We start from the raw sequence: 13172 nt of genomic DNA, 5'->3' as shown, positions 1-13172 counted from the left end.
GGTGCGGACCCACACTCCGTCATAATTCCCGTGGCAGCGGGCTTCGGCCCAGGGAGTGGGGATCTCCGGTGGCGGCTTCTCAACGGGTCAACAGCGCTGTGGCGTTCATCGTGGGCCCGGGACATTCCGGTAGCACGCTGCTCGGCCTGATGCTGGGCACGCATCCGTCGGTGTTCTTCGCCGGTGAGGCGCAGAAGAGTCTGCTGGCGGGAGTGCCGGGGGTGCCGGAGTGGAAGGCACACTGTCGGCGGTGCGGTCCCGGCTGTCCCGTGTGGGGCGGGGTGCGCCCGCCGGGCCCCGGTGACCGGGGTCTGTACGACGTGCTGGCCCGTCGCTCGGGGCGCCCCGTCGTCGTGGACTCGTCGAAGGACGCCGACTGGTCCTGGCACCAGGCCGCCGGGCTGGGCGGTGTCGTCCCGGCCGTGCTGATCGTGCTCGCCCGGGACGGGCGTGCCGTCGTCAACTCCTGGCGCCGGAAGTACCCGGACCGCTCCGTCCGCGACCACACCGCCGACTGGGCGGCCCGCATGCGCGACGCCGAGGCCCTGGCCGCACGCTGGCACGGCCCGGTGTGCCGGGTCCACTACGAGGACCTGGCCACGAGGCCCGAACCGGTCCTGCGCCGCGTATGCGCCGCCCTGGGCCTGGACTTCCGGCCGGAGATGTCCGCGCCCTGGCACGGCGAACACCACCCGCTCTCGGGAAACGCCGGGACCTGGTCCCTCCTGGCACGCGCCGCCCCACCGCCCGGGAACCCGGACAGGCCGGGACCCGACCTGTCGAGCGCGGCGTACTACGCGGACCACCCGGCGGACGTCGTGCTGGACCTGCGCTGGAAGCGGGAGATGTCCGCCGCGGCCCTGGCGGAGTTCGAGGAGGTGGGCGGCGAGACGAACGTACGCTACGCACGGTGACCGCGGAGGCGGCGACGGGCCGCCGTCCAGGCGCCGTTGACAACGGCCGGCGTTCCGGCACGGTAGCGGCCATGAGCCTCCGCCCGCCACCTGCCATGAAGCCGAAGGTCTTCGGCATCGGCCTGTCACGCACCGGAACCCTCTCCCTCACCGCCGCCCTGTACACCCTGGGCTACGACACCGCCCACTATCCGGCCGATCTCGCGACCCATGCGACGCTGCTGGCCGGCACCGCGCGCTTCCCGCTGCTCGACCGGTACGACGGCATCACCGACATCACCGTCGTGCCCTACTACCAGGACCTGGACGTCCTGTGGCCGGGAGCGAAATTCGTCCTCACGGTCCGCGAGGAGGAGAGCTGGCTGTGCTCCTGCCGCCGGCACTGGGAGCGGCCGGTGGCGAACAAGGCGGCCCGCGGTGAGCGCTACCAGGAGCTCCAGTACTTCCTGCGGGCCGCGGTGTACGGCTGCCATGCCTTCCACCGGGAACGGTTCCTTCAGGTCACTCGGCGGCACACCGCCGAAGTGCTGCGCCACTTCGCGGGACGGGACGACGACCTGCTCGTTCTCGACGTCGCCGGCGGGCATGGCTACGAGCGGCTGGCGCCCTTCCTCGGGCTGGCGGTCCCGGGCGAACCGTTCCCCCACGGGAACCGCGGCGAGGACCGCCGGCGGTGAGCGTCGCGGTCACGCCGGACCGCTGTCACTCCGGGGCAAGGGCGCCGTGGCCCCCTCGATGCGCAGGCCGGCCAGGACGTCGTCGGCGCGGCGACGCCAGGTGTAGCGGTCCAGGAACTGCCGGCGGGCCTCGTCGCCGAGCGTCCGACGCAGTGTCTCGTCGGCGATCAGCCCGGTCAGCGCGCGCACCCAGGCGTCGGCATCCTCGGGCGGGCACAGCAGGCAGTTGACCCGGTCCCGCAGGACTTCGCGGAGGACGGGCAGGTCCGAGGCGATGATGGGCCGGCCGTGGGCCATGTACTCGAACAGTTTCATGGGCGAGGTCCAGCGCCCGATCTCGTCGAGTCTGCCCCAGGTGTAGACCTTCCGCTGATGCGGGGCGAGCACCACGTCGAAGTGGGGGTAGTAGGCGGAGAGTTCCGCCGGTGGCCGGTGCCCGTGGAAGTGCACGTTGGGCAGGCCGCAGACTTCCTCCCAGCGGGCCCGGTACTCGGGAGTGCCGCCGACCAGGTGGAACTCGTAGCCGGGGAGCCGGCCGGCGAGCTCGATGACGAGGTCGATGCCGCGCCCGTCGTAGAGGTGCCCGACGTAGCCGACCCGCGGCACGTCCTGGCGTCCGGGCAGTTCGGGACGGGCTCCGGCCGGGACGGGCTCGACCGGGTCGGCGCAGTCGGGTGCCACGAGGATCGGCAGGGTGCCCAGCCCGTCGTACGCCGCCTGGAGATCCCGCGCCAGGGCGTGCGTGATGACGACGACGCGCGCGAGCCTCGGCCGCGCGAGCAGGTCGCGTTCCATCCCGGCCGGCGCCAGGTCCCTGCGCAGCTGGTGGACCTCGTAGACGAACGGGGCCAGGTCCGAGACCGTGGAGAGGCCGTACGGGTCACGCCCGTAGACGAGGTCGGGGACGCCGTCGCGGAGCAGCACGTCCCGCACGGCTTCGGCGCGCTTCCAGTAGCCCGCCGGGGTGTAGTCCGGACAGGGGACGGTGCGCAGGCGGAACCGGTGGCGCACTCCGTAGTAGGCGTACGGATCGTCGGCGGGGTGGGAGCCTGGGGCGGCGTAGAGGGTGACGTCGTGCCCGGCGCCGCTGAAGGCGTCGCACATGCGCATGATGTGGACGCCGTTGGCGAAGACCGAAGGGATGCTCCCGCTGTTCAGGTACGCGATACGCATGCCGTCTACCGCCGGGACGGTGCGAGGGCGGACCGGGGCCGGGGGCCGTCGGCGGTGGCGGGTGGTCGTCGCGACGTGCTGGCAGGTGGTTCCACCGCACTCTCCTCATCCTGGGCCGGGCACGGGGCGAGGGCCGCGCGGGTCCCGCCGTGGCGTCCGGTCACTCGACCGCATCGGGCGACGGGACGTCAAGGGGCCCTGCCCGGGCGGAGGTTGACGATTCCGGCCGGGAACCCGGTTTAGGGGACCGGGCAACCGGCCCGATGGCGTGATTACTCCTTGTGCGCGATTGACCACCTTCTTACGGTGAGGATTCAGAGGTCCCCGACCACGGTGGAACCGGGATTCGAAGGGAGATCGCGGTGAACGACATAGAGCAGGTCCCGGAGGAGGAACTGCCCGAGCTGGCGTTGATGATCGACGTCCCCAGCTGACACCAGTCCACCCTCGTTCAGGGCGGCGGACCGGACCTTTCCCGTCCGCTGCCCTCCGCCGGGTACCGGAGGTACACGCCTGTGCGTATCGCACCCGACGCACGCCGGAGCGCCGAGGAACGCACGACGCTGGCCCGCATGACCCGGTCGGCCTTGGCCCGGGCGGGACTGACGGTGACTTCGGCGGAGGCGCGGCACCCTGCCGCAGTCGAGATCGCGCACCTCGCCCAGGGCGTGCTGCGCGCGGACGCGCCCGACCGGGAACGGCTCGCGCGGCTCGGCAGGATGCTCGACCAGGCCCGCGCCTGCATCGCCGCCGCACCTCCGTCCACGCCCACCTGGCCGGTCGACCGCGCCGCGCCCGGCCCGCACCTGGAGCGGAGCGTCGCCCGCGCCCGCAACTCGCTTCCCCGGCAGAAGGGTGCCGCCGGGACGCCACCGGAATCCACCGTGGTCGCCTGGCGCGAGCGCGACAGCGGGACACTCCGCGAGACGGTCGGGCTGCTCGCGGCCGTCTGGCCCGAGGCGCACGCGGAGCTGGGCGAAAGCCTGGCCCAGATCGCCCTGTTGGACGGCCCGACGATCGACGGGTTCACCGATTTCACCGTGCACGGCGCCGTGTTCGTCCGACGTGACCGCCTGAGCCCGGGCCCCGACGCCCTGCCGGGGCCGGTGCGCCTGGCGGAGGCTCTCGTCCACGAGGGCACGCACACCCGGTGCAACGCGGCGTCCGTGGCGGCGGAACCCTTCCTGAGACCCGCGCGGGGCGACGCGCCGCTGGTCGCCACCCCGCTCCGCATCGACCCCCGGCCGCTGACCGGGCTGTTCCAGCAGGTCGTCGTCCTGTCCCGGAGCGTCCTGCTGTACCGCCGGCTGCTCGACATGGACGCGCGAGCCCCCGACACCGCAGCAGTACGCTCACGCCACACACAGCTCACGCGCTCCGTCACCGAAGGCGTACGCACCCTGGCGGACCATCGCGAGGCGCTCACGGGCCACGGGGTGGCCGTCCTGGAGGAGGCCGCCGCCGTGGCCCGGGTGGCCACCCGATGACCGCGCCCTCCTGGAAGCCGCAGGTCTTCAGCCCCTACCCGGCATGGCCCGATGTCGTCTTCGCGCGCGTCGCCGCCCGGTCGCCACAGTTCGACCCGGTGTGCGCGGCGGGCGGGCGGCCCGTCGTCATCGGCAGTGCGGCCGGGCACCGCAAGGACCACGTCGTCGCGAGCGCACGCGGCGAGCTCCTCGAACGTGTCGGCAACATCCTGGCGGGCCGCGCCGCCGAGGCCGGCGCCGCCGTGGTGGCGAGCCACCGCGACCTCCGCCGCCGGGGTGTACCGGCCCTCGACCCCGCCACGCTGGCCCGCGGGGACCCGGCCGCGTCCCGCGACGCCCGACGGCTGTGGGTCACGGGCCGGGTGGTGCCCGGTGGCGCCGGGATCCACGTACCGGCCGGCGCCGTCTACCTCCACCACCGGGCCCCGGCCGGCTGCGACCCCGGGCCCGGCGCCGGGTCGACCGGCGTCGCCTCGCACCCCGGTCCGGAGTCCGCGGCGGACCACGCCGCCTGGGAGGTCCTCGAACGCGACCTCGTCCGCAGAAGCTGGTACGGACTGTCATCGGCTCCCGTCCTGCTGCCGACGCCCGTCCTGCCTGCGCCCCTCGCGGCACTTCTGGACGGACTCGGCGCACAAGTCAGCGTTCTCGACGTTCCCGCCCCGGCGGGCACCCGGTGCGTGGCCGTCTGCCTGCACGCGCCCGACCGTAGTGGGCAGACGTTCGGGGCCCGGTGCGGACCTGACGACGGGGACCTCGCCCCCTTGGTGGAAAAGGCCGCGTACGAAGCCCTCATGGTGCGGTGGAGCATCCACTCGCCAGTGAGCCGCGATGCCTGGGCCCGCTGGCAGGGGCGCGACGCGCCGGACTCGGCCGTCCGCCACGCGCTGTGGGCCTATCACGTGCAGGACAGCCTGGCCCTGTGGACCGCGACCGGTCCGCCGGGGCACGACCGCCGGACCGCCGCGCCGCCGGGCGAGCCGGTCCGCAGCGGACTTGACGCACTGTCCGCCCACAGCGGCCGGGAGCTCGTCCTCGTGGACACGACCTGCGGTCCGGCTCGCAGCCTGGGCGTGAGTGTGACGCGAGTGGTGGCCCCCGGGGCCCACCCGCTGCCGACGGGCCCGGACGACGAACGCGGCCCGCCGTCCCCGCGCGGCCCGCACCCCTTCGGCTGACTCCGCTCCGGCTGACACGCCGTTGCTGACACGCCGTTTCGGCTGACACCCTTCCGGCCGACGCCGCCGCCCGCTCAGCGACCGACTCGCCGGCAGGCCGCCCGGGCTCCCGCCCGGACGCCGCACCGGCCCGGGCCGAGGAGAACACCATCTTGTCCACACACCAGGACCTCACCTCCGAGACGGCGACGGCAACCACGGCAGCGGCGCTTCCCGGCGCCCGGCGCACCGGCGAGGAAAGCCTGAATGCGGCGGAGGAAAGCCCGGAGCACGGGCCCGACGGGCCCGGGGACGCCGACCGTCCGGGGCACGTCGACCGAGCCGGGGACGCCGACCACCCCGGACACACCAACCGGCCCGAGCACACCGGCCACCCCGGGTACGCCGACCGCAGCGCCGCCGACTACGACCGCTGGTTCGGCAAACCCGGTATCACCGGCGCGACCGTGGACACCCTCGCGCGTCTCGCCGGTACGGGGCCGGTGCTCGAACTCGGCATCGGCACCGGCAGAGTCGCCCTGCCCCTGGCCGGGCGCGGCCTCGACGTCCACGGGATCGAACGATCCGACGCGATGATCCGGCAACTGCGCGCGAAACCGGGCGGCGACCGGATCGCCGTCACGCGAGGGAACTTCGCCGACGTGCCGGCCCCGGGACGGTTCTCCCTGGTGTACGCCGCCGGTGGCACCTTCCTCGAACTCCCGGACAGGGAGGCAAAAGAGCACTGCCTCGCCGCGGTCGCGGCCCACCTGGCGCCCGGCGGAGTGTTCGCCGTCGACGCGCACGTGCCCGAGGCACTCGCCGTCGCCGCGGCGTCCGGCGTGCCCGAGACCGTCTCGGCGACCGACGACCACCTCATCCTCTGTCATCGCCTGATCGACCCGTCCACCCAGACCTACCACTCCCACTACCTCGTCCACGAGGCGGAGCGGACCCATCACTTCCGGGTCCGCTTCCACTACGTGTCGCCCGGTGAACTCGACCTCCTGGCGGAACGCGCCGGACTCCGGCTCGTACGGCGTCAAGGCTCGTGGGAGGGCAGGCCGTTCGCCAAGACCAGTACGTACCACCTCTCCGTCTACGCACAGCGCTGAACGCAGGTGCGCTGGCGCGGATGACCCTCCCCCAGCCCGAGGCAGCCCAGGAGTGTTCATGCCGGACGCGGACCCCCGTACCGCCGACACCGCCTTCCCCTTGCCGCACCGCGACGGGCTCGGTCCCCTCCCGGAATTCGCCGAGCTGCGCCGGACCCGCCCCTGCGCCAGGATCCGCCTCCCGAGCGGAGACCCCGCCTGGCTGGTGACCCGCTACGACGACGTGCGCACCGTGCTGGCGGACCCGCGCTTCAGCCGCTCACGCGCCACCCGGGGCACGGGACCGCGCTTCGCCCGGGTGACGACCCTGCCCGACTCGGTTCTGGCCGCCGACCCCCCGGAACACACCCGGCTACGCAGGCTCGTCGCCCCGGCCTTCACCGTCCGCCGCGTCGAGAGCCTGCGCCAGGACGTGGCCCGGTTGGTCGACGGCCTCCTCGACGAGGTCGCCGAGCACGACCGTCCCGCCGACCTCGTCCCCCTGTTCACCCGTCCGCTCCCGCTGGCGGTCCTCTGCGACCTGCTCGGCGCGCCGCGGCAGGACGGCGAGCGTCTCGAGGCGTGGTGCGACGCGCTGCGAAACCTCACCGCCGTCACCGATTCCGCCGTCACCACGGCGTTCGACGAGATGACCGGCTACCTCACCGGGCTCATCGACGCCAAACGGAGCCACCCCGCCGACGACCTCCTGAGCACCCTCATCTCCGCCCACGACACCGGAGACCGGCTCACCCACGGCGAACTGGTCTCCTTCAGCCTGGTGCTGTTCGCGGGCGGCTACGGCACCACGGCCGAACGCCTCGCCGGCATGCTCCACCTTCTGCTCGAGGAACCGGCGCGCTACCAGTACCTGACACACGCCCCGGACAGGATCCCCCGGGCCGTCGAGGAGCTCCTGCGCTACGCCCAGACGAATGTGCAGGCGAACCTGCGCGTCGTCACCGAGGACGTCGAACTCGGCGGTGTCACCCTGCGCGCCGGGGACGCGGTGATGGCCGTCAACTCCTCGGCGAACCACGACGAAGCCGAGTTCGACGACCCGGAACGGCTGGACTTCGGCCGCGTCCACAACCCGCATCTGGCCTTCGGGCACGGGGTCCACCACTGCGTCGGGGCCCACCTCGCCCGCGTCCAGTTGCAGGAGGCCCTGGCCGGGCTCGTCCGCCGCCTCCCCGCCCTCCGCGCCGCGGCGCCGCCGCTCTGGAAGACGGGCCTGAAGACCCGGGCACCCCGCACCCTGCCCGTCACCTGGTGAGCCGCGCACCCCGGAAGCGGAGGTGACACCCCCATGCGCACCCGTCCCATCGGCCCGTACGGCACCGCCGTGTCCGTGATCGGGCAAGGCACATGGCAGCTGGAACGCGCCGACCGCCGCACCGCCGTCCGGGCCCTCAACACCGGGATCGACGCCGGGATGACGCACATCGACACCGCCGAGTCGTACGGAGGCGGTGCCGTCGAGCAGCTCGTCGGCGAAGCCGTGCGGCACCGACGGCACGAGGTCTTCCTCGCCTCCAAGGTACGGGCCGCCAACGCCAGCGCACACGGCACCGTGGCCGCGTGCGACCGCAGTCTGCGCCGCGTCGGCACCGACCACCTGGACCTCTACCTGTTGCACTGGCCCGGCGGCCATCCCCTGGAGGAGACCCTGGCCGGACTGCGCGCACTCCACCGGGCGGGGAAGATCCTCCACTACGGCGTCAGCAACTTCCACGACCGGCACCTCGCCGAGCTGTTCGCCCGCACAGGACCGGACGAGATCGTCTGCGATCAGGTCCTCCACCACCTCGGCGACCGCTCCGCCGAACTCCGGGTCGCCCCGGCCTGCCTGGCCCGCGGCATCGCCGTCGTCGGCTACAGCCCGTTCGGCCTGGGCTCCTTCCCGCCCTCCCCGCGCGCCGCCGCCGTCCTCGACTCGGTCGCCCGTACCCACGGCGCCACCCGGCACCAGATCGCCCTCGCCTTCCTCGTGCGCGAGCCGCACTCCTTCGCCATCCCGAAGACCGCCACGCCCTCCCGGGCCGAAGAGAACGCCGCGGCGGCCGAGATCACCCTCAGCGACGAGGACATCGCACGTATCGCGGCGGTCTGCCCCGTCCCCGCCGACGACGGCACGCCCTCCAGCGCCTCGGGCCGGCGGCCGTGATGCGGGCGCTGGTCACAGGGGCCGCCGGTTTCATCGGTTCCCATCTGTGCGCGCACCTGCTGGCGTCCGGCGACACAGTCACCGGTCTCGACTCCTTCACCGACTTCTACGACCCGGCCCGCAAGGAACGCAACCTCCGTTCGCTGGCCGGCTTCCCGGGGTTCTCCTTCCACCGCGCCGATCTGCTGACGGCCGACCTCGCTCCGCTGGTCGCGGGCGTGGACGCGGTCTACCACCTCGCGGGCCAGCCCGGGGTGCGGCCGTCCTGGGGAACGGAGTTTCCGCTGTACACGGCCCGTAACGTGCTCGCCACCCAGGCCCTGCTGGAAGCCGTACGGCAGTACCCGGTCGGCAAGTTCGTCTACTCCTCCAGCTCCTCGGTCTACGGCGACGCGCGCACCTGCCCCACGGCCGAGACGGCCCTCCCCCGGCCCGTCTCCCCCTACGGTGTCACCAAGCTGGCCGGTGAGCACCTGTGCGAGCTCTACCGGGGAACGTTCGGGGTACCGACCGTGTCCCTGCGGCTGTTCACCGTCTACGGGCCCCGGCAGCGGCCGGACATGGCCTTCGCGCGTCTCCTCGACGCCGCCTCGGACGGCGCCCCGTTCCCGCTGTACGGCGACGGGGAGCAGACCCGCGACTTCACGTACGTCCTCGACGTCGTCACCGCCATGCGGGAGACGGCCCGATCCGGGTTCACCGGGATCGCCAACCTCGGCGGAGGCTCCCCGGTATCCATGAAACAGGCCGTCGCCGCCGTCGAGAGCATCGTGGGCCCCGTGAAGATCCTGCCCCGGCCGACGAGCCCCGGGGACGCGCGCCACACGAGCGCCGACATCGGCGTCGCCACCCGGGAACTCGGCTACCGGCCCCGCACCGCGCTGCACGACGGAATCCGGGCCATGGCCGAGGAGCACTGCCGACGGTGACCTCCTACGCCCGCTCGCCGACGTGGGCGACGGACCTCCTCCACCGACGCCCCGAGCCGGAGTACGTCGCCTGCTGCTGAAGGCAGTCGATGAGGCCGAGGCGCGCTCCGGTGGGCAGGGTGGTGCAGGTGCAGATGGCGGCGGCCGACGCCTACCAGGCGCAGGCCGGGGATGCCAGAGATGCGGGAGCGGTGATGGGGTCGGGCAGCCAGGAACAGTCCGCGTCGTGCACGCTCATGCAGCGACCCTAGCGATCGAACTTCGGCATTCCCCGCCCCTCTCGCATGCGTGCCGCACAGCAGCCACCTGCGGTCCGCGGTACTCGCCCTCCTCCCTGCCCGTTCCTGGGTCCGCGCGTATGGCCTGGCGCTGCTCCCGCTGGCCGCCATTGATCTACCAGGCGTCGGCGGCGAGCGCTCACAGAATGCGCTTCCGAGTTGTGGGGGTGGTCTGGGTTCATGCCCGGGTTGCGATGCCCGGACGCGTTCGATGCCCTCGCCGGGGAGGACGCCGGACCTGAAGGACAGCATGGAGAGGTGGTCGCCGACCTGGAGGCCGTAGCACTCGCCGGGGTTAGCAGGTCACGATGGGTTCGCGGCCCCGTGACGAACGCTGGATCCTCGGCGCTATGGGGGCCGGGCGGTGCGGGTGCCCGTCACCAGAGTGGCCCCTGTGGTGGACGAGCATGAAGTTAGCGTCGTCGCCGCTGCCACCAGCGCTGTTGTACACCGGCTGAGGCGCTCGCTGTTGCGCCGTGGTCGGCGTGGGCAAGCGGAGCGGTGAGTGTGACGGGCGAGTTGTCGCCGGTCGAGATGCTGATGTTCTGAACGGCCCTGTGGACCTGCTCAGGGGTAGGCGTGCCGGAGCCGGCTGGCATCGTGGAACGCAGTTCGGCGACGAACTGCGTGAGGCGGGTGCGGACTTGGTCGAGGATGTCGTGCAGGACGGAGGGAGAGACCGCCCAGTACAGGTCGTCGATGATGATGGCTCGGCTGCGGTACTTTTCCATCGCGCTCATCAGCGTGCGCAGTTCGGCCGCACCGGGAAGGCTGAGGTGGACTGCCTGGCCGGGCGGGGTCCGTTCGATCAGGTTCTGGAGCTGGCCGACGCCGTACGGGATGGTCACTTCTTCGTTGATCGTGCCCCGTGTGATGTCGGGGAGGTGCAGGGCGCTGATGGTTTCACCCTGGCGTTGCCAGGTCAGCGAGTGTGAGTCGGCCTGGATGGGCGCGCGCGGGCGCCGGTAGTCGGGAACGCTGGAGGCGGGTTTGCCTGCGTAGCCCTCGAGTTCGTTGAGCGCCCATTGCTTCAGGGGCTGGGAGGCGGCGTGGCCGCCGATGACGAGCGCGAGGCGCAGCAGTCCGGCAAGCGGGACGGTGTCGTCGAGGACGCCTTGTTCCAACTGTTCCACGGGCTGCGGCCCCTGGCGGGTTGGCCCGGTCATCTGCCCAGCGCGAGGTAGGCGACGACGGCACCGGCCACCGTTCCCACGGCGCTGACGGCGCCCCAGAAGATGCCGCTGCGATACCACGGCGCAGGTGTGTCCGCGGCAGTCTGGCCTGCCGGTGCTGGCTGGCTGGCGCTCGCGTGGCCGCCGTGGGAAGCGTGCGCATAAGGGGTGTTCACCGTGACGGGTGAGTTGTCGCCGGCGGTGACCCGGACCGAAGGGCCCGGCTGGGGTTCTTGCGATGCAGGCAGGTGGCCTCTTCGGCTCATGACGTTCATCAGCTCCTTGTAGCCGTCGAGTACGGTATCGCGGGCCTGGGAGAGATCACGCAGGGCCTGGGCGTACCGTTCGGGGTCAGTGCGCCGCCACTCCGGCGGGACCTCGGTGTATGCGGCGTCGTGGTCGGGGGTGAAGGTGCCGTTGATCTCGTCGACGAGACGGGCCAGGGCTTCCACGAAGCCCTGATGTGCCGCTTCGAGTTCCGGGTCGACGAAGTCGATGACATCGCGCTGCAAGGCTTCCAGGGCCGAGTCGACGCCCTCGGCGACGAAGTCGGGGATGCGCCGCATCGGCATCCGCCGGGAAAGCTGAACCAGCCAGGCGGCGTCCACCGGTACCGCTTCGGCTACCCGCGCCGCCTTGGCCCGGTCGGAACCCATGGCCGTCACCGATACTCCCTCTCGGTAGGCCGCCGCGACGAAAGCTTCCAGTGCCTGCCTGACGGCGTCGGTGTGACGGGTGGAGGCTACGTCGTCGAGAGCACACAGACGCTCCGCGCTGCTGAAGTTCTGCATGTGCAGGGCGAATTGGGTATCGGCGGCAGCCCTGACTGCCGCGTGGAGGGCCTCGGCCGCCACCGTGACATGAGGGGCGGCCACCAGTCGCACCTCACGAAGCCGATCCTCCAAGTTCAGGACCGCCACATCCGTCTGAGCAACCGACTCTGGTACAGGCGCATCGGCCGACGGGGCGGGAAACACCAGCCAGCCGCGGGTAAGAGCTCCTTGGCTTGCCTGAGCCGCCTGCAGAAACGTCGCGTTGTGGCTCATAGGCGGCCTTCCTCGTCACCCTGTGATCGCTTGATTCTGCTTCACAGCAGACTCCGCTGTTGCGCGGAGGCACACACGCGGCGGCGATGCCCGTCGCCACGCACGCAGGGTCTCCCGCCGGGAGACATCCGGGGTTGCTGCGAGGAAACACCAGGCGAGGTGGCGCGCGTTCTACCCACCGTCAGCGCCATGACGACGACAACTGCGCGGCAGGATCAGCCGGATGCGCTGGAGCGAGCTGCGCGGCATGCCGCCATAGGTCAAGGCGTTGTCACAGCAACTGGCCGGCGGCACACGGTCACGACGTTCCAACACATCACCGGCCCGCACGACGCGTTCCATGCCGACGGCTGCACCCCTCCGTGTCGGCGACGGGTGATTCAACCGCCGCCGACACTGCCCTTGCCGGAAACCTCATCCGGCCTGGTCACGCAGCATGCTGGTACTCGTGAAGGAGGCCGCCGAGTCGGTCGGTTCGATGTATGTCGAGGCGGGCGATTTCATCCGGATCGGTGATCGGTTCGGGGAGCGGGTGCAGCGGGCGGGCGTTCGCGATGCCCTGGTGCGGCCGGTGCGCGTTGTAGAACTGCTCGAACTCCCGCAGTGCGTGGAGGAGATGCCGCTGGTTCCGGATCAGGGTGCGGTCCGGCAGTTCACGGCGGCAGGTCTGCACCCATCTCTCCATGATGGAGTTCATGCGGGGGATCCGGATGCCGCTGAGCACGACCTCGATCCCCGCGTCGGCGAGGATCGTGTCGAACAGTTCGGGGAACTTCCCGTCCCGGTCCCGGATCAGGTAGCGGGCCTGGCAGCCGGCTTCCTGGAGGTCCATGACGAGATTCCTCGCCGCCTGCACGACCCAGGATGTGGTCGGGTGCGCGGTCACACCCAGGATCCGGATACGCCGGTCGGTGTGCTCGATGAGCGCGGACACGTACAGCCGTGCCCCGGACAGGGTGACGGTTTCGAAGAAGTCGCACGCCAGGAGCGCGTCGGCCTGGGAGCGCAGGAAGTCCGCCCAGGTACTGGACGTCCGCTCGGGTGCCGGCGGGATCCCGGCGTCCTTGAGGATCTCCCA

12 protein-coding genes are annotated in these 13172 nt (G+C 72.0%); 8 read left to right on the top strand and 4 right to left on the bottom strand.

Going from position 1 to position 13172, the window contains the following annotated elements; genetic code table 11:
- The first annotated feature begins 68 nt into the window (after positions 1-68).
- Complete coding sequence (locus tag AB0N07_RS38300; protein ID WP_365843345.1) at positions 69-914, top strand: sulfotransferase; 846 nt, start codon at positions 69-71, stop codon at positions 912-914.
- Between the two features lie 71 nt (positions 915-985).
- A complete protein-coding gene (locus AB0N07_RS38295) occupies positions 986-1591 on the top strand; it encodes a sulfotransferase family protein (protein ID WP_365843343.1) in 606 nt (201 codons plus the stop codon).
- A 9-nt stretch (positions 1592-1600) separates the two neighbouring features.
- Here AB0N07_RS38295 and AB0N07_RS38290 read toward each other — a convergent pair whose 3' ends face one another.
- A complete protein-coding gene (locus tag AB0N07_RS38290; RefSeq protein WP_365843341.1) occupies positions 1601-2764 on the bottom strand; it encodes a glycosyltransferase family 4 protein in 1164 nt (387 codons plus the stop codon).
- Positions 2765-3279: 515 nt separating this feature from the next.
- Between AB0N07_RS38290 and AB0N07_RS38285 the strand changes: the two genes are divergently transcribed.
- From AB0N07_RS38285 to AB0N07_RS38260, 6 genes are all read left to right on the top strand, one after another.
- Positions 3280-4251 (top strand): HEXXH motif-containing putative peptide modification protein, encoded by a 972-nt coding sequence (locus AB0N07_RS38285; protein ID WP_365843339.1) that lies wholly within the window; start codon positions 3280-3282, stop codon positions 4249-4251.
- A complete protein-coding gene (locus AB0N07_RS38280; protein WP_365843337.1) occupies positions 4248-5429 on the top strand; it encodes a YcaO-like family protein in 1182 nt (393 codons plus the stop codon). The genes AB0N07_RS38285 and AB0N07_RS38280 overlap by 4 nt, the downstream gene beginning before the upstream one ends.
- Before the next feature lie 152 nt (positions 5430-5581).
- Entirely contained in the window at positions 5582-6523 is a 942-nt protein-coding gene (locus tag AB0N07_RS38275; protein WP_365843335.1) for a class I SAM-dependent methyltransferase, read from the top strand.
- A gap of 58 nt (positions 6524-6581) precedes the next feature.
- Positions 6582-7778 (top strand): cytochrome P450, encoded by a 1197-nt coding sequence (locus tag AB0N07_RS38270; RefSeq protein ID WP_365843333.1) that lies wholly within the window; start codon positions 6582-6584, stop codon positions 7776-7778.
- A 33-nt stretch (positions 7779-7811) separates the two neighbouring features.
- A complete protein-coding gene (locus tag AB0N07_RS38265; RefSeq protein WP_365843331.1) occupies positions 7812-8669 on the top strand; it encodes an aldo/keto reductase in 858 nt (285 codons plus the stop codon).
- Positions 8669-9598: an NAD-dependent epimerase/dehydratase family protein gene (locus AB0N07_RS38260; RefSeq protein WP_365843329.1), complete on the top strand. Its 930-nt coding sequence runs from the start codon at positions 8669-8671 to the stop codon at positions 9596-9598. The genes AB0N07_RS38265 and AB0N07_RS38260 overlap by 1 nt, the downstream gene beginning before the upstream one ends.
- 691 nt (positions 9599-10289) lie before the next feature.
- Here AB0N07_RS38260 and AB0N07_RS38255 read toward each other — a convergent pair.
- From AB0N07_RS38255 to AB0N07_RS38245, 3 genes are all read right to left on the bottom strand, one after another.
- A complete protein-coding gene (locus AB0N07_RS38255) occupies positions 10290-11042 on the bottom strand; it encodes a hypothetical protein (protein ID WP_365843327.1) in 753 nt (250 codons plus the stop codon).
- Positions 11039-12094, bottom strand: a complete 1056-nt coding sequence (locus AB0N07_RS38250) for a hypothetical protein (RefSeq protein ID WP_365843325.1) — start codon at positions 12092-12094, stop codon at positions 11039-11041. The genes AB0N07_RS38255 and AB0N07_RS38250 overlap by 4 nt, the downstream gene beginning before the upstream one ends.
- Before the next feature lie 427 nt (positions 12095-12521).
- The coding region (locus AB0N07_RS38245; protein ID WP_365843323.1) for an integrase core domain-containing protein at positions 12522-13172 on the bottom strand (651 nt) is incomplete at its 5' end.

Source organism: Streptomyces sp. NPDC051172 (assembly GCF_040682555.1).
GTDB lineage: Bacteria > Actinomycetota > Actinomycetes > Streptomycetales > Streptomycetaceae > Streptomyces.
This window is presented reverse-complemented; position numbering and strand designations above follow the sequence as displayed.